The sequence below is a fragment of the Caulobacter sp. DWP3-1-3b2 genome (assembly GCF_049896325.1).
GTDB lineage: Bacteria > Pseudomonadota > Alphaproteobacteria > Caulobacterales > Caulobacteraceae > Caulobacter.
In genome coordinates this window covers 1-21,053 of sequence record NZ_JAFCUB010000037.1, presented here as the reverse complement: position 1 = coordinate 21,053, position 21,053 = coordinate 1, and the positions used below count along the sequence as shown (strand labels likewise).

The following is a 21,053-nucleotide window of genomic DNA, read 5'->3' as shown; positions in this document are numbered from 1 at the left end:
GCCTGGGGAATGGCGCGTCGGGCTACAGCAACCCGGCGATCCCGACCGCCTTGGGCCGCACCTGGTTCACCGGCTGCGGCGCCTTCCGCGACTTCGGCGCGCGCCTGGACGTGAACTTCTAGAGCATTTCCCGACCTGACTGCGTCAGGCCGTGAGCTCTAATCTTCTGTTTTGAAGCATTTTTCGTCACGCGAACCGGAACCACTTCGCTCGAAAAATGCTCTAGCGCGCGTTTGGCTTACATGGAAGCGACCGCTCTAATCTCCGTCTTCCCGGCGAAGGCCAAGATCCATATTCATCCTGAGCGGCTCGTGAGCTTCACCTGGGCCCGCCCTTCGCCGGAGAGACGGGGATTTTGGACGACGGTTTGATCTGAAGCAAATTCACTCTCGGACTCTTCACGACCCTGCCGGCCGGACCTGTTCGCGGGTCCGGTGGTCTTCCGCCTGAGGCTACTTGGCGGCGCTGGCGGCTCTCAGGGCGATTTCCTCGCGCTTGCTGGCCAGGCGCTCGCGGGTTTGTTCCATGGCTTCCAGCTCGGCGGTCAGCAGCAGGTTCTCGATCAAACCGCCCAGGTGGGTCTGCATGGCGGCGCGGGCGGCCTTGGGGTCGCGGGTGCGAAGGCTCTCGATGATGTCCTGATGCTCGTCGTTCAGCGGCCGCTTGCGCACGTGCCGGGCCTTTTCCAGCATCTGCATGCACAGACGCGACTTGTAACGCAGGTCCCAGGTGTTCTCGACCACGCGGACGATCGCGCTGTTGCGGGTGGCCTGGGCGATGGTGATGTGGAACTGGCGGTCGGCCAGTTCCGACTGTTCCTTGGTCGATTCCTCGCTGTTCATCTCGGCCAGAAGCGTCTCGAGATAGACCAGTTCCTCCTCGGTGATCAGCGTGGCGGCCAAGGCGGCGGCCTCGCCCTCGAACAGGCGGCGCGCCTCGGCCTGGTCGAAGGCGCCGATATCGAGGTCGCGCGGGATTGGTGGTTGCGGACCGGGCTGGCGGACATAGACGCCCGAGCCCTGCTTGGCCTCCAACTGGCCGCGCATCTCCAGGGCGATGACCGCTCGGCGCACGGTGGGCCGGCTGACGCCGAACTCCTCGGCCAGGTCGCGCTCGGAGGCCAGGCGCTGGCCGGGCAGGTAGCGGCCGTCGGCGATGGCCTGGCCGATCGACGCGGCCACGCGCTGGTAGAGGCGCAAAGGATTGGCGGTCGGCGTCGTCATGTTGTCTTGAGGCCCTCTCGACGCGGCTATCTTAGGCGGCGTCGAGAGGGAAGGGTAGGGCGGCTAGTCGGCAGGCGGCGGAGCGCCGCCGCTTTCCATGGCTTTCCTGGTCAGCCAGATGCAGGGGATCAGCAGCACTGTCAGCCAGGCCGAGGCGCGGAAGAAGTCGAGGGTGGCCAGCAGATAGGCCTGGTTGACCACCTGGCCGGTGGCCGCGCCCACCGCCTGGGCATGGCTCATGCCCACCGCCTGCATGTGCTCCACCGCCGCCAGCCAGGCCGGATCGTTGGAGCTCATGGTTTCGGCGATACGGGTCTGGTGCGCCGCTTCGCTGCGGTCCCAGATCGTGGTGGTCAGGGAGGCGGCGAAGCTGCCGGCGGTGATCCGCGAGAAGTTCGACAGGCCCGAGGCCGACGGCAGTTGCTGGGGCGGCACGCCATTGAGCGAGATGGTGACCATCGAGATGAAGAAGGTGCTCATCGCCACCCCCTGCACCAGCATCGGCCAGACCAGGGCCTTGAAGTCGACGTCTGGCGTGAAGCCCGAGCGCATGTAGAACGACAGGGCAAAGGCGGCCATCGACAGGGTGGCGGTCCAGCGGGCGTCGACCTTCTGCATGATCCGCGCGCGCTATGAGGGCGGCCTTTCGACCTACCAGAACGTGCTGATCGCCGAGCAGGCCGTGCTGACCAACCGCGCGACGGCCGCGCGGTTCTTGCCCCAGAAGTCCAACTCCCAGCTGAAATCGAGGCTGAGGCGGCCGTCGTCATTATAGCCTTGAGGCACGAAGTCGGGGGGGATCCCGTTGTTGTAACTCTGCTTGGCCCGCTCGGCGCCGGCGGCGGCGCTGAGGCTGGGCAGCTGCGCGGCCCTGGCCTGATTGGCCAAGGCCTGCGCCCGTCGCAGTCGCGCTTGAGCCTGGGCGAGGGTGGGCGAGCCGTTCAGGGCCTCGTCGACCAAGCCGTCCAGCTGGGGGTCGCCATAGGCCTTCCACCAGCTGTCGCCAGGCCAGGCGCCCTCGGGCGCTGAGAGGGTCTGGGCCGTCGCGTAGGTGTCAGGAGCCTGGGCCAGGCGAGCCGCGGTCGGGGCCGGCATCGTCGCGCAGGCGCTGGTCAGCAGAGCCGCCAACAGGATGGCGACGGTGACGCCGACCTCGCCAGACCGTGGCTTCCTGCAGGCGAAGAGCATGTCCAGGGCATTCGTGGTCATGGGGGTAGCCGGCTTGAATTGACCGTACCGTACGGTCATATAACTGGTTGTATGTAACCCGAAGCTTGACGGGATCGAGGGGCGACCCCTCTTGATCGAAAAAGAACGATGCAGGACACAAAGCCGCGCCTTAATCGAGACGCCCGCCGTGAGGCCATCCTCGACGTCGCTCGCGACGTCTTCCTGAAGGAGGGCTACGCCAACGCGTCGATGTCCACGATCGCCGCGCGGCTGGGCGGCTCGAAGGGCACGCTCTACAACTACTTCAAGAACAAGGAGCAGTTGTTCGCCGCCTATGTCGTACGCCACTGCGCCTGGCAACGCGACGCCATGTTCGAGATCTCGTCTGAGATCGACGACATCCGCGCCGCCCTGACCAAGGCGGGCCGCACCTATCTGTCGATCGTGCTGAGCGATTTCAGCATGGCCAATTTCCGGGTGATCGTCGCCGAGGCCGAGCGCACGCCGGAGATCGGCCAGGCATTTTACGAAACCGGGCCCAAGAGCGGGGGACTGCTGCTGGGCGCGATCCTCCAAAAGGCCGCCGATACAGGTCAGTTGAAGCTGGCCGATCCCGTCCACGCCGCGCAGCAGTTCATCGGCCTGTGCCAGAACCGCCTGATGAAGGCCCGCCTGTGTAACGCCATGGCCGAGCCGACCGCTGCGGAAATCGACGGCGAGGTGCTGCCCGCCGTCGATGTGTTCCTCGCGGCCTACGGACGGGAACGCTAAGGCGAGCGATTTCCGCTTGGCGCGCGGCGCTTAAGGCGGCACTTGAAGCGCCGAACACGCGTTCCAGGAGGTTAGCCGGCCATGCCAGGCGTCACGATCGTCGACCACCCGCTGGTGCGGCACAAGCTGACCAAGATGCGCGACAAGGACACCTCCACCAAGACGTTCCGCGCCCTGATGCGCGAGACCGCCACCCTGCTATGTTACGAGGTCACCCGCGAACTGGCGACCCATACCGTGCGCATCGAGACCCCCGTCGCGCCCACGGACGCCGAGGTAATCGCCGGCAAGAAGCTGGTCTTCGCCCCGATTCTGCGCGCGGGCCTGGGCATGGCCGAGGGCATGCTCGACCTGGTGCCCTCGGCCCGCGTGGCCCACATCGGCCTGTTCCGCGATCCGGCCTCGCTGGAGGCGGTCGAGTATTATTACAAGACGCCCGAGGATATCGCCGACCGCCTGGTCATCGTCGTCGATCCGATGTTGGCCACTGGCCACACGGCGATCGCCGCCGTCGCCCTCCTCAAGAAGTCCGGCGTCACCGATCTGCGCTTTGTCTGCCTGGTGGCCTCGCGCCAGGGCGTTGAGGCCCTGCGCGCCGCCCATCCCGACGTCGCGATCTGGACGGCGGCGGTGGATGCCGAGCTCAATGACCACGGCTATATCGTGCCGGGCCTGGGTGACGCCGGAGATCGAACCTTCGGCACCCGCTAAACCTGGACGGGAGGTCGCTTCCGCCAGCCTGAGTCGCGCGTTAAGGCTTTCGCATGCCCGTCGCGCCCTTGATTTTTGTCGTTGACGACGACGCCGTCACCTTGGAACTGATTCAGATCGGACTGGAGGCCGACGGCATGGCGGTGCGCACCTTTGGCTCGGTGGCGGCGGTGCTGCCGGCCCTGGCGCGTGAGACGCCGGCTCTGCTGCTGCTCGATGTGCGCATGCCCGGCCAGAGCGGGCTGGACGGCCTGAAGGCGGTCAAGGAATCCCTCGATGGCGCGGGCCTGCCTGTGCTGATGCTGACGGGGGATGGCCGGCTGGACCGCATCGTCCAGGCCATGCAGCTAGGCGCGGCGGGTTATGTGATGAAACCCTTCAGCGCCCAGCAACTGGCCGCCAAGGTGCGCGAGACCCTGGCCGTCTAGAACGGCCACCAACTCCGCCACCAGTTCACGAGGCCGTCCCAGAAGCTGGTGACGCGCGCCATCGGTGAAGGCGCGACCGCGGACTCGGGCGGCGGGGCGGGCACGAACCAACTGGGCGCGGCCGGTGGAGCGCAGTTCATTTGCATGCCTACGCCCTTCAAATAGCCGCGCCGCACGCCGCCCGCCCGCACCGCCGCCTGAACGGCCCTGTCATGTTTAGCCGCGCCGGTCAGTTTGCGGATCCAGCCTCGGAACGGCAGGACGTTCTGGGTGGTGTGACGCACCTCGCCCACGCCCGCGCCCCAGGCGGCGTCGGCGACCTTTTTGCCGCGCGAGCGCCCGTCAGGCGGTGGGGCTTCGTCGAGATCGCGGCCCAGGGCCGCGTCCAGCCGGCCGATCTCGCCGGCTATGCCTTCGCAACGCTCCAGGCCCTCCATGTCATAGGGCTTGGCGACGGCGCGCTGCAGAACGGCGGGGATCTGGGCCTGCTTGAGGTTCAGGTCCTCCAGCGGCGCGGCGACCGCGTCGCGCATCGTGTCCCTGTGCTCCATCGTGCCGGGATCGGCCGCCAAGGCGGAGCTGGCGAGCAGGGCGGCGGACACCAGGGTCGGAATAAGCAGTCTGCGCATGTCGCCGAGATCGCCTGTCTTGGCCGGAGCGCGCAAGCGGATTCGCGACCTAGGGGCGGCAGCCCACGATGCCGTCCTTCACCACGAAAGACCACGGCCTGGCTCGCCGCGATGTCCTTGGTCGGATCCCCAGTCACCGCGACGATGTCGGCGATGGAGCCGGGCTTCAGCCGGCCCAGGTCGTCCTGGCGGCGCAGCAGCTTGGCGGGGATAGGCAGCGCTCGATCCCCACAAAATCCCCTCTACAACCTCAGTAAATTCAATGGCTTATAAAATAATCAGCGTCACAAACCCTGGCGCGTTCAAGACCCTCTGATAATGGTCCCACCTGAAAGCACGGGAAGGGCGTCCGGCCGGCGACCGAGCGGCTTTCAGGGGGGGGCGAGCGGGAAGTGCTCGCCGGTGGTCTTCAGTGACGCCTCGGGCGTCCAGGTCAGGTTCCCTGCAACATGGGACGAAGCCCTGGCGACGAGGGACCGGCGATCGTGGCAGGTGCGGGCTGAAATCGCCCGCACGGTCCGGAGGGGTTAGCCGCCCTTCCGCCCGCCGGGGGCCCACTTCGGAAGCGGGTTAAGACCCCGCGCGCCGATGGCTCCCGTCTGAAGGCCGCGCGAAGCGTCCGACCTTGTCGAAACGGTATTCAAAATCAAAGCTATTCCGGGCGAGGCCCGGGCGCTTCGCACCCTTCCCAACCTTCAGCGGCGGTCCGCCTGAAGCGGCGAAACCGTGTTCAGGTCCTCTCCACAGGGGGAGGCCTTGGGCGCGATTCAGATTTCCTGGTTGTACTTGCCGACGCGGTCGCCCAGGCGAGGCTTTACCTCTTGGCGGAAGAGGGCGCGCATGTCGTCCTCGGACTGTGTGCTCTCGACCACCACGACGATCTCCGGCTTGTTGGACGAGGCGCGGACCAGCACCCACGAGCCGTCTTCCAGGTGCACGCGCACGCCGTTGACGGTGATGACCTCGGTGATCTTCCGGCCCAGGATCGAACCGCCGGCCGCGAACAGGTCCTGGTATTCCTTCACCACATCGTCGACGACGCCGTACTTTACCTCGTCGCCGCAGTGCGGGCTCATGGTCAGGGAGGTGAAGGCCACCGGCAGGGCCTTGCGCATGTCCGAGAGCTTCAGGCCGGGATTGCGATCGAGCATGGAAAGGATCGCGGCGGCCGCGGTCAGGCCACAGTCGTAGCCGTAGCCGAGGTCGCCGTTCATAAAGAAGTGGCCGCTCTTCTCGAACCCGGCCAGGGCGCCCAGCTCGGCGCTCTTGCGCTTGATGTAGCTGTGACCCGTCTTCCAGTAGATCACCTTGCAGCCATGGGCCGCCAGGACCGGGTCGGTGGCGTAGAGACCCGTGGACTTCACATCGACCACGAAAATCGCGCCAGGATTCAGGGGCGCCAGGTCGCGGGCCAGCATCAGGCCGATCTTGTCGGCGAAGATCTCCTCGCCCTCGTCATCGACCACCCCGCAGCGGTCGCCGTCGCCATCGAAGCCGAAGGCCAGGTCGGCGCCGTGCTCGCGAACGGCCGCGGCCATCGAGTGCAGCATCTCGACATCTTCCGGGTTCGGATTGTACTTCGGGAAGGTGTAGTCGAGCTCGGTGTCCATGCCGACGACCTCGGACACGCCCATGCGCTGCAGGGCGTCGACGGCGAAGGCTCCGGCCGTGCCGTTACCGCAAGCGGCGACCACCTTCAGGGGGCGGGTGATCTGGGCGCGCTTGGCGACGTCGGCGATGTAGCGCTCGGCCTCGCCCTCGACGCGGATCAGCTTGCCGCCGTCGCGCTCGACGAACTGGCCGCCCAGCACGATGTCGCGAAGCCGGCCCATCTCATCGGGGCCGAAGGTCAGGGGGCGTTGGGCGCCCATCTTTACCCCGGTCCAGCCGTTTTCGTTGTGGCTGGCGGTGACCATGGCCACGCAGGGAATGTCCAGGTCGAACTGGGCGAAATAGGCGGTAGGCGACAGGGCCAGGCCAATGTCGTGAACCTCGCAGCCGGCGCTGATCAGGCCCAGCATCAGGGCGTTCTTGATCGAACTCGAATAGGAGCGGAAGTCGTGGCCAACCACGATCTTCGACAGGCCCAGCTCCTGGATATAGGTCCCCAGGCCCAGGCCCAGCGCCTGGATGCCCAGCAGGTTGATGTCAGGCCCAAACAGCCAGCGCGCGTCGTATTCGCGAAATCCCGTCGCCTTGACCAAGGGCTCGTTCTCGTAGGCGGCGGTGTTGGGGACGAGATCGGTGCGGGGGATTGAGAACATCGGGCTCGCTCGATTAGGGAGTGCTACGTTTAGCCGCGTCGCCGGTGGTTGGATAGCAGGTTCGCGTTCAGATAACGCCGGCGCGCAGAAGGTCGTGCACATGCAGGATGCCGACTGGGCGTTTCTGGTGGACCACGAACAACACCGTGACGCGTCGATCGTTCATCACCTTCAGGGCCTCGGCCGCCAGGGCGCCGGGGGCAATCGTCAGGGGAGCGCGGGTCATGACCTCGCCGGCGGTGTGGCTCATCAGCCCATCCATGTGGCGACGCAGGTCACCATCGGTGATCAGTCCGCTGAGCGTTCCGTCGGGCGCGACCACGCCGACAGCGCCGAAACGCTTTTCGCTCATCATCAGCAGGGCTTCGGACATCGGCGCGGCTTCGCGGGTCAGCGGCAGTTCGTCGTGATCGTGCATCAGGTCGCCGACCGTGCGCAGCATGGCGCCCAGTTTGCCGCCCGGATGGAAGACGCGGAAGTCGCTGGCGGTGAAGCCGCGACGTTCCAGCAAAGCGACGGCCAGGGCGTCGCCCAGAGCCATTTGCAGTGTGGTCGAGGTGGTCGGGGCATTGACCTCGGCGGTGGCCTCCGGCGCATCGGGCAGCAGCAGCAGGATGTCGGCGGCGCGGCCCAGCTGACTGTCGGCCATGGCGGTGATGGCGATCAGCGGGATCGCGAAGCGCTTGGCGTAGGCCAGGCTATCGGACAGCTCACGCGCCTCGCCCGACTTCGACAGGGCCAGCACGACGTCGCCCTGACCGATCATGCCCAGGTCGCCATGGCTGGCCTCGGCGGCATGCACGAACATCGCCGGCGAGCCGGTGGAGGCCAGGGTGGCGGCGATCTTGCGGGCCACGTGACCGGACTTGCCGATACCCGTGCAGACGACACGGCCCTTGGCGTCGAACAGGGTCTCGACGGCGCGGACGAACGAATCGCCGAGCGATTCGGATAACTGACTCAGCGCCTCGGCCTCGGCGTTGAGGACCCGCTGACCGACGACAATGGCGTCGAAGGCGCTCATGGGCGGCTCGGCGGGGCGACGCTGGCGGCGCGTGTCGCTTCGGCCTCTTGCCGGACGGCCGCGTCCTTCTCGCGCTGGATTTTCTGTCGCATCGCTGGCGTTTGCTGCAACGGCACGTCGCCCCATGGACCGGGCGATCGGTCGCCATAGCCCTGCGGCAGGATCATTGCGAGGGCGATCATGGCCAGGCCAATGAGCGCCATGAGGGGCATGAAGATGCGATCAGGCATGACCTGCCTATAGCACGCCCCATTTTTTTAGACAGAGAGAGGGGGGCGAGAGAAGGGCGTGGCGCTTGACGCAAGGTTCCGCGGGGCTTAGCCCGCCCTACGACACATCCTGGAGGCCCGATGCCCGTCCTCGTCCTGCTCCGCCATGGCCAAAGCCAATGGAATCTCGAAAACCGCTTCACCGGCTGGGTGGACGTTGATTTGACCGCCGAGGGCGAGGCCCAGGCCCGCAAGGGCGGCGAGCTGATCAAGGCCGCCGGCATCGATATCGACGAGGCCTATACCTCGGTCCAGACCCGGGCGATCCGTACCAACAACCTGGCCCTGGACGCGGCCGGCCAGAGCTTCGTGCCGGTCACCAAGGACTGGCGCCTGAACGAGCGCCACTACGGCGGCCTCACCGGACTGAACAAGGCCGAGACGGCCGAGAAGCACGGCGAAGAGCAGGTCACGATCTGGCGCCGTTCCTATGACATTCCGCCGCCGGAACTGGCCCCTGGCGGCGAATACGACTTCAGCAAGGACCGCCGCTATGCCGCCAAGGACCTGCCCTCGACCGAGAGCCTGAAGACCACCCTGGTCCGCGTCCTGCCCTATTGGGAAGCCGAGATCGCGCCCAAGCTGAAGGCCGGCGAGACGATCCTGGTCGCCGCCCACGGCAATTCTCTGCGGGCCATCGTCAAGCATCTCTTCAACGTGCCCGACAGCGAGATCGTCCATGTCGAGATCCCGACTGGCAATCCGCTGGTGATTGACCTGGACGCCGACCTCAAGCCGACCGGCGCTCGCTACCTGGACACGTCGCGCGCTCAGCCTCTGCCGGCCATCGGATGACGCTATCTTCGGGACGCCTGGGCAAGCTTGACCCTGGCGTCCCGAAGCAGTTGGAAACGCAGCGTTAATGCCGGACCGCGCATGCTGGTCGCTTAGCCCTTCGGGGAGACGACAAGAGCACCCATGAACGCCCCGCCCGCGGCAGGCCAAGAGCATCAGCGCCTGACGCAACACGAAGTGGATCTGATCTGCGCCAAGCACGACCGCCTATGGTCGGCTCGGCTCGGCGGAGCGCGCGCCGTGTTCGCCTTCTATGATCTTTCGGGCCTGTCGGTCACCGGCCGCAATCTGTGCGACGCCGACTTCACCGGGGCGCTTCTGGTCGGCTGCGATTTTCGCCGCACCAAGCTCGACAACGCCAGTCTCTACGGGGCCGATCTGCATGGTTCCGACTTGACCGACGCCTCGATGCGACGCTGCGACCTGCGCGGCTCCAGCCTGCGCGGCGCCAACCTGACCGGGGCCGACCTGTTCGAGGCCGACCTGCGTGAAGGCCAGATCGCTGCGGCCGACCGCAAGGAAGGCTACCGGGTCATTGAACCGGTGCAGCGCGAAGCCCAGGCCCATGGCGCGATCCTGGCGGGCGCCAACCTCGAACGTTCGCGCCTGTCTGGCATCATCGCCACCAAGGCCGACTTCAGCGACGCGATCCTCAAGGACGCCAAGCTGATCCGCGCCAACCTCAAGCAAGCCAATTTCAATGGGGCCAACCTGGCGGGCGCCGACCTTTCCGGCGCCAACCTGACCGGCGCCGACCTGCGCAACACCGTTCTGGTGGGCGCCAAGACGATGTCATGGAACATCAACGATACGAATCTCGACGGCGCGTTGACCGACAAGGTCTCGGGCACCGACATCGCCGACATGCCCTACGAGCAGATGATCGCCGACCACGCCCGCTGGTGCGAAACCGGTGGGGCCGAGGGCAAGCCGTCGGTGTTCGACAAGGCCGACCTGCGCAACCTGAAATCCGTGCGCGGTTTCAACCTGACGGCCCTGTCGGCCAAGGGCGCGGTGTTCTACGGCCTGGACATGGAAAGCGTGCAGATGCAGGGCGCGCAACTGGAAGGCGCCGACCTGAGAGCTTGCAACCTTCGTCGCGCCGATCTGCGCGGGGCGCGGCTGAAAGGGGCCAAGCTGACGGGCTCGGACCTGCGTGACGCCCAGCTTGGGCCGTTGCTGATCGGCCGCGACAGGCTTCTGCCCAGCGACCTGACCGGCGCATTGCTGACCAATGCCGACCTGGCGCGGGCCGATCTGCGGCAGGCCTGCCTGGTCGGAGCCGATCTTTCGCGGGCCAATTTCACCAACGCAATACTCAAGGACGTTAACCTCACCGGCGCCATTCGCCAGGGCGCACGGGGTCTTGACGACGTCATATAGCGCCAAGTGTCGTTTTTCGACAAATAGCGATGATTGGGAGCGGGCCTTAACCCTTCGCTCGTTGATCGGCGATATTTTGAAGTTGTATCAAGAGGTTGAGGTTGATGACGGCGGCGCAGACCATGGCCGGACGGCGGCGGATCAGCCAAGCCGAGCTGGACATGATCGTGGCTGCACACGAGAAGTTCGTCACCGGCAAGCAGGGCGGCAAGCGCGCGTCGCTGCGCTTCATGAACCTGTCGGGCCTGGACCTTTCCTACCGTAACCTCGCCGACGCCGATTTCTCGGCTTCCATTCTCGACGGCTGCCGGATGGTGCGCACCAAGCTCGAGCGCGCCAATCTGTTTGGCGCCGACCTGCGCATGGCCGATCTGCGCCAGGCGATCCTCATCCGCGCCGACCTGCGCGGGGCCTGCCTGCGCGGCGCCAACCTGTCCCAGGCCGACCTCACCCAGGCCGACTTTCGTGAGGGCCAGGTGGCCATTCCCCATCCCCGCAAGGGGCTGGAGAGCTCCCGCCACGAGACCCGCAACGGCGAGGTCGATGAGGTCAACTTCTCGGGCGCCACCCTCGACGGTTCGCAATTTTCCGGCGTCTCGGCCTTCAAGGCCGACTTTAGCGACTGTTCGCTGCGCGGCGCCAAGCTGTCGGGCGCCAATCTGAAGGAAGCCAATCTCAGCGGGGCCATCCTCGACGGCGCTGACGTCAAGGGTGCAAACCTCGAGGGCGCCAACTTCACCGGCGCGGTGATGACCGGCGTGGATACGTCTCTGGCCCGCACGACGGGGGCGGCCATGCAGGGTTGCCTCGAGGCGTCCACCGAGCGGGCGATGTCGCGAGCTGACGAGATCTATCAGCGCTGCCTGGGCAACCAGGCCTGGTGCAAGACTGGGGGCAAGGAAGGCGCCCCCGCCCGCCTCGATGGCGAAGACCTGCGTCCGCTGGGCGACAGGCTCAAGGGCTTGCGCCTGACGGCGATGAGCGCCGCTGGGGCTTGCATGGTCGGCATCGATCTTTCCGGCGCCCAGCTACAGGGCGCCAATCTGCAGAACGCCGATCTGCGCACCGCTAACCTCCGGGGGGCCGACCTGCGCGGCGCGAAGCTGTCGGGTGCCAACCTGACCAAGGCCGATCTGAGGCAGGCCTGCCTGTCACCTCTGCCCTTGGGACCCGAGCGCAAGACCCAGGCCAAGCTCACCGCCGCGCGCTTGCGCTACGCCCTGTTCCAGTCGGCTGATCTGAGCGAGGCGATCCTCGACGACGCAGATCTGCGCGGCGCGGATTTTACCGGCGCGCGCCTGACCAAGACCAGTTTCCGCGACTGCGACCTCGACCAAGCCCAAGGCCTGGACTTCGCACCAGCCTGAGGCTGCGTCAGACCAGCGCGAGCGAGTACGTGGCGCCCGTAAATGCGCTTCAACTGATCCCAGAAAAAGGGCGGCGCTTCGCAGCGCCGCCCTGACAGTCATAGAGGGGAAATCAGGTAACGCGTGAAGGTGGAGTTAGGCTGCCTTCTCGCTTTCGATCTTGTCGCCCTCGATCAACGGCGAGGCCGACTTGATCTCGATGGTGCGCGGCTTGAGAGCCTCGGGCAGTTCGCGCTTCAACGAGATCGACAGCAGTCCATCCGACAACGCGGCTTCGGTGACGATCACATAATCGGCCAACTGGAATTGCCGCTCGAAGTTGCGCGCGGCTAGACCGCGATGAAGGTAGTGCTTGGCCTCGTCATTGGCGGCCTTGCGGCCCGTGACGGTCAGAAGATTTTCCTTCACCTCGATGCCGAGTTCTTCCGACTTGAAGCCGGCCACGGCGATCTCGATGCGATACGCGTTCTCGTCGGTGCGCTCGATGTTGTAGGGGGGATAGCCCGAGGTGGCCTCGTTCGAGGCGGCGGCGTCCAACTGGGCGGCCAGGCGGTCGAAGCCGACGAGGGAGCGGTACAAGGGTGAAAGGTCAACGGTACGCATGGTGACATCCTTCTTTCAAAGCAAGGTTGTTCAGTCAGTTCAGACCTTTGGTGACCCTGGATAGGCATCGCCGACGGTCCGGAAGGCCCGGGGATCCAGCGCCTTCGAGACCAAGGTGGTGAGGCGAATTTCCACTTCAAGGGGTTGAATGAGGGCCTTGAGGGTGAATCGCTTGCTCGCCGTTCGGTGACGGTTAAGGTCGGCGCGCCCCTAACCGGAGAGCCCGACGATGCCCCTACACCGCCGTCTCCTGCTGGCCGCCGCGGTCGCCCTTTGCGCCGCGCCGGTCTTGGCCCACGCCGCCCCTGTCGATGATCCCGCCCTGAAGGCCGCCATCGCTTCGCCCAACCGCACGGCCGCCAGCGTCGCCCGCGACGGCGCGCGCCACCCTTATGAAAGCCTGGTGTTCTGGGGGCTGAACCCCCATCAGACCGTGATCGAGGTGTCGCCCGGTGGCGGCTATTGGACCGAAATCCTGGCCCCCTACGCCAAGACCACGGGCGGAAACTACATCGCTGGCGTGGCCGACCTGTCCAATCCCAAGATCTCCGACGGCGCGCGCAAAGGCCGCGCGAACTTCGAGATGCGGTTCATGGATCCGGACAAGTATGGCAGGGTCCGGTTCGCCAATTTCGGCCCCACGGCCGGGCCGCTGGGCGTGCCGGGTTCGGCCGATCTGGTCCTGACCGCTCGCAATGTCCACAACTGGACCGTCCAGCCTGGCGTGGCCGACAAGATCTTCGCCGACTTCTTCGCGGTGCTCAAGCCCGGCGGGATCCTGGCGGTCGAGGATCACCGAGCCGATCCGAAATCCGAGACCGATAAGGGAGCGGATGGGTATCTGGCCACCGCCACCGTGGTGGCCTTGGCGGAAAAGGCCGGGTTCAAGTCCGACGCCAAATCCGAGATCAACGCTAACCCCAAGGACACCAAGGACCATCCGTTCGGCGTCTGGACCCTGCCGCCCGCCCACCAGAGCGCGCCTGGCGGTCAGCCTGCGGACCCGGCATTCGACCACGGCAAGTACGACGCCATCGGTGAAAGCGACCGCATGACCCTACGCTTCCGCAAACCTGGCTGACGACGGTCGTTCGCGGCCTCTTCAGGCCGCCGTTTCGCCAAGGTCGGGTGCAAGATCGGAGGCGTTGAAGGTTTGGGGGGGAAACATGGACTCGAGTGGTCTCTGGTCACGACGGGCGTTGCTCACGGGAACGGCCGCGCTGGGCCTGGTCGGCTGCGGCCGCAAACCTAGCGCCGCCGAGGACGCCAAGCCGCCGGCCAAGGCCGCGCCGATGAGCCTGCGCGACGCCGCCCAAGGCGATTGGCGTTCGGCTGCCGACAGGGCGCGCGATGTCTGGCGTCATCCCGTCCAGACCCTGGAGTTCTGGGGCCTGAAGCCTGGGCAGACCGTGGTCGAGTTCTGGCCTGGCGCGGGCTGGTACACCGATATCCTGGCGCCCTACCTGGCCGCGACGAGCGGCAAGCTCTATGCGGCCGCGCTGCAGACCGACCTACCCGATGATCCAACCGCCAAGGCGATTGTCGAGGCCTATCGCCGCAAACTGACCGACAAGCCCAAGGTCTATGGCGACGTCGTGATCACCGCCTTTGGGCCGACCAGCGGTCCGGTCGCCCCGGCCGGTTCGGCGGATCTGATCCTGTTCCTGCGCAACCTGCACAACTGGATGGCCGCTAGCCTGACCGAGAAGGCCTTCCGCGACGCTTTCACCGCCCTCAAGCCCGGCGGCGTGCTGGGGATCGAGGAACATCGCGGCGAGCCAGGTCGCGTGCAGGACGTGCTGGCCGCCGACGGCTATGTGCAACAGGCCTACGTGGTCGAGATGGCCAAGGAGGCCGGCTTCGTCCTGGCCGATCAGAGCGAGATCAATGCCAATCCCAAGGATACCAAGGACCATCCGTTCGGTGTCTGGACCCTGCCGCCGACCAGGTTGTCGGCCCCGCGCGGCGAGCCTACCGAGCCCGGCTTTGACCACGCCAAATACGACGCGATCGGTGAGAGCGACCGCATGACTCTGAAGTTCATCAGACCGGAGCAACCATGATCTCGACCCGCCGCGCCGGCGCCACAAGCCTGATCGGCCTGATTTTGGTCTCCACCGCGCCGTTGTCCATCGCCCGGGCCGAGACAGGGAAGCTGGTTCCCGCCACCAAGGTTTTCTCGTTCCTGGAGGCTTTCCTCAAAGTCCCCGCCGCTGAGCGCGCGAGACTGAAGGTCAGCTACGCCCTGCGTCGCGATGGGAAGCCGGCCCCCGGGATCAAGGCTGTTCTCGTCGAGGCGAGCGGCGCGCGCACGCCTCTGCCAATGGACGACGAGGGACGGTTCGAGCGCACGCCGACCTTGGCCCAACTTCAGGCCAAGGCCCAGGTCGCGTTCGACGTCCCGGCCGGTGACAAGTTCGGCGTCGCCATGCAGCTAGATCCCGTGTTGAAGCCAGCGACCGACTATGATGCACGCGAACTCATCGCCACCGTCGCGGAGTCCAACGCCGCCATTCGCAAGGCCGCCGGAGCGATGGCGATGATGGCGCCGCAGATGGAGGGACTGACCTTCCTGAAAGCCGAGTCGGGGACGGCCGTGTTCCCTAACGGAAGCACCAAGCCCTTGCCAGCTTCGGCGGGTGCGGTGATTTTCGAGCCCAACGCGTTCAAGGGCGCGACCCGGGTGCGACTCGGAAGAACGCCGGCTGTCATCGACTATTACGACAAGAAGAAATAAGCGGCGGCCGAGTCTGAACAGTGTTTACTCGCCGCGATCCAGCGGCCAGTCTGCCGCCGCAGAATTCACGCGCCACAAAGAGGGAGACGCGCTCATGGCCACGTTGCAGGAAATTACCGATCGTATCAAAGGCGCTGTTGGCGACGACAGCGGCCTGGGCAAGAGCTTGAAGTTTGACCTGAAGGATACCGGCGTCATCCATATCGACGGCGGCTCGGTTACCAATGAAGACAAGCCGGCCGACCTGACCATGACCCTGTCGCTGGACGACCTGCTGGCCATCGGCGCCGGCACGCTCGACCCGACCATGGCGGTGATGACCGGCAAGCTGAAGCTGTCCGATATGGGCACGGCCATGGCTCTGCAGTCGAAGATGGCGGCCCTCTTCGCGAAGATGCGCTGATCCATGGACGGGGCGGCGCCTCTGGTCTCGATTCCCGAGGCGCCCGTCCCCGATCACGGAAATGCCGAATGGTTCAGCGGCGCGGATGGGGCGACCCTCCGCGCCGCTTTCTTTTCGCCTGAAGGTCCGCCGAGGGGTTCGGTGGTCGTAAGCCCTGGCCGCAGCGAACCGATCGAGAAGTATTTCGAGGTCGTCCAGGATCTGCTGGACCGGGGTTTCGTGGTGCTGGTTCATGATTGGCGCGGGCAGGGGCTGTCACACCGCGCGCTGCCCGATCGGCTGAAGGGTCATGCGGCCGGTTTCAAGGATTTCATCTCGGACTACCAGGCCCTGCTGGCCGCCTTCGAGGCGCGCCTTCCCAAGCCGTGGATCGCCTTGGGCCATTCGATGGGCGGTTGCCTGACGGTGCTGATGCTGGCCCAAGGCGAGACGCGGTTTTCCGCCGCAGTGCTGTCGGCGCCCATGCTGGGGCTGAACACCGGCGGCAAGCCGGCCCGTGCCGCCCGCGCCTTGGCCTGGACCATGGCTCGCTCCGGCCTGGCGGGCGACTATGTGCTGGGCGACAAGGGCGACCCGTTCGCCCACACCTTCGCCAACGACGCCCTGACCCACGATCCGGCCCGCTACGTCCGCTTCCAGGCCCAGGTCCACGCCAACCGCGACTTGGCGCTAGGCGGCATCACCTGGGGCTGGAGCGACTTCGCCTTCGCCGCTTGCGCTTGGTTGAGGCGGAGCAAGGGTGTCGAGGCCATCACTATCCCGGTCACGATCGTCGGGGCGGGGCAGGACAGCCGCGTGCTTGTGGCGGACGAGAAAGCCATCGCCGCTCGTATCCCCAACGGTCGCTATATCGAGATCGAAGACGCCTTCCACGAGATCCTGATCGAGACCGACGAGCGCCGGGCGCTGTTCTGGGCGGCGTTCGACGAGATGACGGACGAGATCCTCTAAACCCGCAGAAATTGGCCTACTTCGCCGACCGCCCGAGCGCCACCAGCGCCTCATCCAGGCACCGCCGATCACCCGCGATCACCATCTGACCGCCGTTCTGCCCGATCGGCTTGCCGCGCCAGTCGGTGACGACGCCACCAGCGCCTGCGATCACCGGGATCGCCGCCTCGATGTCCCAGGACTGCAGGCCGGCCTCGATCACCATGTCCATCTTGCCCATGGCGACCATGGCGTAGGCGTAGGCGTCGCAGCCCAGACGGGCCAGCTTGGCGGTGGCGCGCACCTGCAGCCAGGCGCCGCGCTCGGCCCCGTCGAAACAGGCGTCGGGATCGGTGGTGGCGATGACAGCGTCGGTCAGCCTGGCGCACTCCCGCACCTGGATCGGCCGGCTCTCGCCGCGCGACATCAGGCGCGAGCCGGCGGCGCTTCCGATGAATAGCTCGCCGACATAGGGCTGGCCGATCGATCCCAGCACCGGGCGGCCCTGATGGCGCAGGCCGATCAGGGTGGTCCACAGCGGCAGGCCAGAGATAAAGGCGCGGGTGCCGTCGATGGGATCGAGCACCCAGACGAACTCGGCGTCCGGGCGATCCTCGCCATATTCCTCGCCGATCACGCCGTGGTCTGGATAGCGTTCGGCGATCAGCCCGCGAATCGCCGCCTCGGCGCCGCGATCAGCTTCCGTGACCGGATCGAAGGCGGCGTGGCTGTCGCGCGGCAGGTTCTTGCCCGCGCCCTTGTCCTCCAGCCCGTGGTCCGCCCGGAACAGCGGCAGGATCGCCGCCGCAGAGGCGCGGTTGAGGTCGATGACAAAGGCGTCGAACTGGGCGAGGCGGTCGGCGGAGAGCGTCATGGGCGGAGAATTACCCCGCCCTTCGACTCGACGCCACCATTAGCGCGGCTAGAGTATTTTTCGAGCGAAGTGGTTCCGGTTCGCGTGAAGAAAAATGCTTCAAAACAGAAGGTTAGAGCTCACAGCCTGACGCAGTCAGGTCGGGAAATGCTCTAGGCCTCGGCGACCTCGCCACCATTCAGCGACTTGGCCAGGTCCAGCAGGCGACGTCGCGGACGCTCGCCCAGCAGGTAATAGGCGCGGACCAGGTCCAGCGTCTCCTTGCGGGCGAACATCTCGCCGCCCTCGGCCTCGGCGGCGGTTTCCTGGCGAGCCTGATCTGACAGCCCGTCATAGAAATAGCCGACGGGCACTTCGAGCGCTTCGGACAGCTGCCAGAGGCGCGCCGCCGAGATGCGGTTGGCGCCGCACTCGTATTTCTGGATCTGCTGGAATCGCACCCCGACGGCGCCAGCCAGCTGTTGTTGCGTCAGGCCCAGCAAACGGCGCCGACGGCGCAGTCGCTTGCCCAGATAGACGTCGATATCGTTACCCATTGGAGTTCACGCCCCCGATTGCGCTAGCGTCCCGAAACGGCACGGCCTGGGTTGACATCCGCAAGTCGCGTGCCGGGCGAATGGCGCCCCCGGGTGGCCGCTACGCCGAGTCCCACTTGTCAAAAAAGCAGGCTACTAAGAGTTCATGTCGGTTAAGCGTCGGCCTTGGGCCCAGGACATCCTATGGCGCGCGGAAGCGCTCGGTTTCGACCTCTTCATCGGGCTGGTGCGCCTGCTGGGCGTCGATGCGGCCTCGGCCTTTGGCGGTTGGCTGGGCCGCACGGCCGGGCCGCTAAGCGGCGCCCACAAGGTGGCTGTCCGCAACCTGAAGCTGGCTTTCCCGGACAAGGACCCGGCCTGGCATGCGGCCATGCTGCGCGCTCAATGGGATGGCTTGGGCCGAACCTTCGCCGAGTTTCCGCTGATGGACAAAATCCTGCCCTCGACCGGGCGGGTCGAAGTGGTCAATCAGGAACGTCTCTTTCAGATCGCCACCGAAAAGACCCCGGTGGTCTTCGTTTCTGGCCATCTGTCCAACTGGGAAGTGATGCCCGCGGCGATCGTTGATTCCGGCGTCATCTGCGAGATGACCTATCGCGCCGCCAACAATCCCTATGTGGACGAGCGCATCAAGGCCAGCCGCTTCCGTTACGGCGTACGGCTCTTTGCGCCCAAGGGGGGAGACGGGGCTCGGGAGCTGTTGGAGGGGATGAAGCGGGGCAAGTCGGTGGCCCTGATGAACGATCAGAAGTTCAACAATGGCGTCGACAGCCCGTTCTTCGGTCACCCGGCGCGCACCGCGCCGGGACCCTCGCGCCTCGCTATCCGCTTCGGCACAGTGCTGCAGCCGATGTCGGTGCAGCGGGTCAAGGGCGCCCGATTCCGCGCCGTGGTCCATGACCCGATCGTCCTGCCCCATACCGGCGATCGCACCGCCGACATCGAGGCCGGCGTGAAGCTGGTCAACGCCTTCATGGAAGAGCGCATCCGCGAGCGGCCGCACGAGTGGTTCTGGGTCCATCGGCGCTGGCCCAACGAGGTCTATGCGGCGATGGCCGCTCGGGGCGACTAGACCCTAGAGCTCCAGCACCCGCTCGGCGCCACGCCGCTTCGGTCCCTTGTAGCCGGGATCGTCACGCCGCCGCCGGCAGGGGCCGAAATAGTCCTCGGTGCGGATGAACGGCCGAGGCTTGAAGATCACGGTATTGATGCGGTCCAGCAGCGAGCGGGCCGTGACCGGCTTGACGACGATCTCGGTGACTCCAGCGTCGCGGGCCTCGAACACCCGGTGCCGCTCGGCGAAACCGGTCAGCATGATGATCGGCAGGAAGGGGTCGGCGCTGTCGGGCGATTGACGGACAAGCTGGGTAAACTGCACACCGTCCAGCGGCGTCATCTTGAAATCGACGATGGCGATGTCGACCTCGCGATCGCGGACCACCTGCAGGGCCTCGGCCCCATCCATCGCCTCGTACACGTGTCGAACACCCACGCCCTTGAGGATCGTCGAAACGATCGCTCGCATATGATGGTTATCGTCCACCAGCAGGAAACGCAGCTGCTCTAGCGCCGCAGACATCCAGGCTGACCTCCAAGGCGTCAACGAGAGGGGTGGGATACGTCAAGGTTGACGCTATGTCGATCCTCGACATATCAGGCGTGCAACAAAAGTCGCTTCAGACGCGAGGCGGAGCGGGGCCGACCATCAGCGACGGATCCAGGTTCTGGCCATGCCAACGCATCCGCCAGCAAAGGTGCGGACCGGTGGCGCGGCCTTCTTTGCCCACGGCGCCGATGAGTTGCCCTTGGGCGAGCGTCTGGCCAGCAGTCACGTCAACGCGCGACAGGTGGAGGTAGGCGGTGATCAGGCCTTGGCCGTGGTCGATCAGGATCAGCCCGCCCTCATAGTGTAGGCCGGTCTCGGCGAAGCTGACCACGCCGGCGGCGGGGGCCACCACGGGCGCGCCGACCGGGGCCGCAAAGTCGACGCCGTAATGCGGGCGCTTGGCCTCGCCGTTCAGAATCCTCTGCCCGCCGAACCGCGCCGAGCGCCGGATGGCCTGGAGCGGCATGATGAAGCCGGTGCGGAAGAAGTCGCCGTCGATCCTGCTGGCGAAGCCGGCGCCCTTGCGAGCGTTCTCGGCGGCGATGCGGGTCAGCAACGCAGGGTCGCTGGGCGAGACCTGGTCGCCGGCCAGGCCGTCGATGCGCTGGATGTCGAAGTCGCCCGGGGCGATGGTCGTCTGGTGGCTGGCGGCGCCGTCGGCGGTCTCGACGGTGATCAGGGCCGGCGGCGGCGCGTCGCGGCCGAAGCCGATCACGAACCAGCCGGCCGCCGAAGCTTGGGTGGCGGGCTCGCCGTTGAGCAGCACCTGGGCGCGCGGTGCGGTGCGACCCACCACGAAGCCGCCCTGCACGAACTTTCCCGACAGCGTCAGGCCCGGCGCCGCGGCGCGGGCGATGGACCCCTGAAGAAGCGCCCCGGCCAGGCCGGTGGTCAGGCCAAGAAGCGAGCGTCGCCGGTTCAGCCTCGGCTCTCCTGCCAGCGCTTCAGGGCTTCGGTCGGGCCGGCATAGGCTTCCTGCAACTCGGGGCTCCAGTAACGCAGGTTTTCCAGCGCCACCTTCGCGCCGGTAACGGCGCACAGCACGTAGTGGCCGGGGCTCATGACGGCGAACTCGCCGTCGCCGTAGTGCAGCGTGGCCGGGCCGCCGGATTTGCCGAGATTGGGATCGAACGTGTTCATCAAGGTCTTTTACGACAATTGGGGGCGGGGGAATAGGTGGGCTCACTCATCATCCGCTCATCCCGGCGAAGGCCGGGATGTGGATTCACACTTGAAGTGCAACAGGGCGTAGACCTCGGCGGGTGTCTGGAAGCCCAGGCACTTTCGAGGCGTGTGGTTGTGGAGCCTGTTGAGCCACAGGATGTCGTCC

At 66.2% G+C, this 21,053-nt stretch carries 25 protein-coding genes; 12 read left to right on the top strand and 13 right to left on the bottom strand.

Annotated elements, in window-relative coordinates; translation table 11 throughout:
- Nucleotides 1-452 precede the first annotated feature (452 nt).
- The 3 genes from ACP7AG_RS18080 to ACP7AG_RS18070 all read right to left on the bottom strand — a co-directional run bounded on the left by ACP7AG_RS18080 (nt 453) and on the right by ACP7AG_RS18070 (nt 2,432).
- Complete coding sequence (locus ACP7AG_RS18080; protein WP_426032529.1) at nt 453-1,223, bottom strand: FadR/GntR family transcriptional regulator; 771 nt, start codon at nt 1,221-1,223, stop codon at nt 453-455.
- A gap of 63 nt (nt 1,224-1,286) precedes the next feature.
- A complete protein-coding gene (locus tag ACP7AG_RS18075) occupies nt 1,287-1,841 on the bottom strand; it encodes a hypothetical protein (RefSeq protein WP_426032527.1) in 555 nt (184 codons plus the stop codon).
- Nucleotides 1,842-1,874: 33 nt separating this feature from the next.
- Nucleotides 1,875-2,432 carry a TolC family protein gene (locus ACP7AG_RS18070; protein ID WP_426032525.1) on the bottom strand — a complete coding sequence of 186 codons (558 nt, stop codon included), beginning with the start codon at nt 2,430-2,432 and terminating at the stop codon, nt 1,875-1,877.
- A 108-nt stretch (nt 2,433-2,540) separates the two neighbouring features.
- Here ACP7AG_RS18070 and ACP7AG_RS18065 point away from each other — a divergent pair, with 108 nt between their 5' ends.
- The 3 genes from ACP7AG_RS18065 (at nt 2,541) to ACP7AG_RS18055 (ending at nt 4,303) form a co-directional block, all read left to right on the top strand.
- On the top strand, nt 2,541-3,164 hold the full coding sequence (locus tag ACP7AG_RS18065; RefSeq protein ID WP_426032523.1) for a TetR/AcrR family transcriptional regulator: 624 nt from the start codon (nt 2,541-2,543) through the stop codon (nt 3,162-3,164).
- An 81-nt stretch (nt 3,165-3,245) separates the two neighbouring features.
- Nucleotides 3,246-3,875, top strand: a complete 630-nt coding sequence (upp, locus tag ACP7AG_RS18060; RefSeq protein WP_426032521.1) for a uracil phosphoribosyltransferase — start codon at nt 3,246-3,248, stop codon at nt 3,873-3,875.
- A 53-nt stretch (nt 3,876-3,928) separates the two neighbouring features.
- Nucleotides 3,929-4,303: a response regulator gene (locus tag ACP7AG_RS18055; protein ID WP_426013845.1), complete on the top strand. Its 375-nt coding sequence runs from the start codon at nt 3,929-3,931 to the stop codon at nt 4,301-4,303.
- Here ACP7AG_RS18055 and ACP7AG_RS18050 read toward each other — a convergent pair.
- The 4 genes from ACP7AG_RS18050 to ACP7AG_RS18035 all read right to left on the bottom strand — a co-directional run bounded on the left by ACP7AG_RS18050 (nt 4,300) and on the right by ACP7AG_RS18035 (nt 8,450).
- Nucleotides 4,300-4,932, bottom strand: coding sequence for a hypothetical protein (locus ACP7AG_RS18050; protein ID WP_426013843.1), 633 nt, complete (start codon nt 4,930-4,932; stop codon nt 4,300-4,302). The two genes, ACP7AG_RS18055 and ACP7AG_RS18050, sit on opposite strands and share 4 nt — an antisense overlap.
- Before the next feature lie 767 nt (nt 4,933-5,699).
- Nucleotides 5,700-7,196: a phosphomannomutase/phosphoglucomutase gene (locus ACP7AG_RS18045; protein WP_426013842.1), complete on the bottom strand. Its 1,497-nt coding sequence runs from the start codon at nt 7,194-7,196 to the stop codon at nt 5,700-5,702.
- A gap of 67 nt (nt 7,197-7,263) precedes the next feature.
- A complete protein-coding gene (locus ACP7AG_RS18040; protein ID WP_426032519.1) occupies nt 7,264-8,220 on the bottom strand; it encodes a KpsF/GutQ family sugar-phosphate isomerase in 957 nt (318 codons plus the stop codon).
- Nucleotides 8,217-8,450 carry a hypothetical protein gene (locus ACP7AG_RS18035; RefSeq protein WP_426013839.1) on the bottom strand — a complete coding sequence of 78 codons (234 nt, stop codon included), beginning with the start codon at nt 8,448-8,450 and terminating at the stop codon, nt 8,217-8,219. The genes ACP7AG_RS18040 and ACP7AG_RS18035 overlap by 4 nt, the downstream gene beginning before the upstream one ends.
- Before the next feature lie 120 nt (nt 8,451-8,570).
- On the opposite strand from ACP7AG_RS18035, the gene gpmA reads away from it, so the two are divergent.
- From gpmA to ACP7AG_RS18020, 3 genes are all read left to right on the top strand, one after another.
- Complete coding sequence (gene gpmA / locus ACP7AG_RS18030) at nt 8,571-9,284, top strand: 2,3-diphosphoglycerate-dependent phosphoglycerate mutase (protein ID WP_426013837.1); 714 nt, start codon at nt 8,571-8,573, stop codon at nt 9,282-9,284.
- 123 nt (nt 9,285-9,407) lie between these two features.
- Complete coding sequence (locus ACP7AG_RS18025; protein WP_426032517.1) at nt 9,408-10,667, top strand: pentapeptide repeat-containing protein; 1,260 nt, start codon at nt 9,408-9,410, stop codon at nt 10,665-10,667.
- 104 nt (nt 10,668-10,771) lie between these two features.
- Entirely contained in the window at nt 10,772-12,034 is a 1,263-nt protein-coding gene (locus ACP7AG_RS18020; RefSeq protein ID WP_426032515.1) for a pentapeptide repeat-containing protein, read from the top strand.
- A 135-nt stretch (nt 12,035-12,169) separates the two neighbouring features.
- On the opposite strand, the gene ACP7AG_RS18015 is transcribed toward ACP7AG_RS18020, so the two are convergent.
- Nucleotides 12,170-12,637: an Hsp20 family protein gene (locus ACP7AG_RS18015; protein WP_426013831.1), complete on the bottom strand. Its 468-nt coding sequence runs from the start codon at nt 12,635-12,637 to the stop codon at nt 12,170-12,172.
- Nucleotides 12,638-12,866: 229 nt separating this feature from the next.
- Between ACP7AG_RS18015 and ACP7AG_RS18010 the strand changes: the two genes are divergently transcribed.
- From ACP7AG_RS18010 to ACP7AG_RS17990, 5 genes are all read left to right on the top strand, one after another.
- A complete protein-coding gene (locus ACP7AG_RS18010; RefSeq protein WP_426032513.1) occupies nt 12,867-13,718 on the top strand; it encodes a class I SAM-dependent methyltransferase in 852 nt (283 codons plus the stop codon).
- Between the two features lie 85 nt (nt 13,719-13,803).
- Nucleotides 13,804-14,700, top strand: a complete 897-nt coding sequence (locus ACP7AG_RS18005) for a class I SAM-dependent methyltransferase (protein ID WP_426032511.1) — start codon at nt 13,804-13,806, stop codon at nt 14,698-14,700.
- On the top strand, nt 14,697-15,374 hold the full coding sequence (locus ACP7AG_RS18000) for a DUF2987 domain-containing protein (protein WP_426032509.1): 678 nt from the start codon (nt 14,697-14,699) through the stop codon (nt 15,372-15,374). Before ACP7AG_RS18005 ends, ACP7AG_RS18000 begins: the two co-directional genes overlap by 4 nt.
- Nucleotides 15,375-15,468: 94 nt before the next feature.
- Nucleotides 15,469-15,777 carry an SCP2 sterol-binding domain-containing protein gene (locus tag ACP7AG_RS17995; RefSeq protein WP_426013826.1) on the top strand — a complete coding sequence of 103 codons (309 nt, stop codon included), beginning with the start codon at nt 15,469-15,471 and terminating at the stop codon, nt 15,775-15,777.
- Between the two features lie 3 nt (nt 15,778-15,780).
- On the top strand, nt 15,781-16,728 hold the full coding sequence (locus ACP7AG_RS17990) for an alpha/beta fold hydrolase (protein ID WP_426032507.1): 948 nt from the start codon (nt 15,781-15,783) through the stop codon (nt 16,726-16,728).
- A 16-nt stretch (nt 16,729-16,744) separates the two neighbouring features.
- On the opposite strand, the gene hisN is transcribed toward ACP7AG_RS17990, so the two are convergent.
- Together hisN and ACP7AG_RS17980 are read right to left on the bottom strand one after the other, a co-directional pair.
- On the bottom strand, nt 16,745-17,581 hold the full coding sequence (hisN, locus tag ACP7AG_RS17985) for a histidinol-phosphatase (RefSeq protein WP_426013822.1): 837 nt from the start codon (nt 17,579-17,581) through the stop codon (nt 16,745-16,747).
- 152 nt (nt 17,582-17,733) lie between these two features.
- Nucleotides 17,734-18,117, bottom strand: coding sequence for a helix-turn-helix domain-containing protein (locus ACP7AG_RS17980; protein WP_426013821.1), 384 nt, complete (start codon nt 18,115-18,117; stop codon nt 17,734-17,736).
- Between the two features lie 145 nt (nt 18,118-18,262).
- Between ACP7AG_RS17980 and ACP7AG_RS17975 the strand changes: the two genes are divergently transcribed.
- A complete protein-coding gene (locus tag ACP7AG_RS17975) occupies nt 18,263-19,189 on the top strand; it encodes a lysophospholipid acyltransferase family protein (RefSeq protein WP_426013819.1) in 927 nt (308 codons plus the stop codon).
- A gap of 3 nt (nt 19,190-19,192) precedes the next feature.
- Here ACP7AG_RS17975 and ACP7AG_RS17970 read toward each other — a convergent pair whose 3' ends face one another.
- The 3 genes from ACP7AG_RS17970 to ACP7AG_RS17960 form a co-directional block, all read right to left on the bottom strand.
- Nucleotides 19,193-19,696 (bottom strand): response regulator, encoded by a 504-nt coding sequence (locus ACP7AG_RS17970; protein ID WP_426013817.1) that lies wholly within the window; start codon nt 19,694-19,696, stop codon nt 19,193-19,195.
- Between the two features lie 97 nt (nt 19,697-19,793).
- Nucleotides 19,794-20,534 (bottom strand): M23 family metallopeptidase, encoded by a 741-nt coding sequence (locus ACP7AG_RS17965; RefSeq protein WP_426032505.1) that lies wholly within the window; start codon nt 20,532-20,534, stop codon nt 19,794-19,796.
- Nucleotides 20,535-20,641: 107 nt separating this feature from the next.
- Complete coding sequence (locus ACP7AG_RS17960) at nt 20,642-20,863, bottom strand: DUF2093 domain-containing protein (RefSeq protein WP_426013813.1); 222 nt, start codon at nt 20,861-20,863, stop codon at nt 20,642-20,644.
- Nucleotides 20,864-21,053 lie beyond the last annotated feature (190 nt).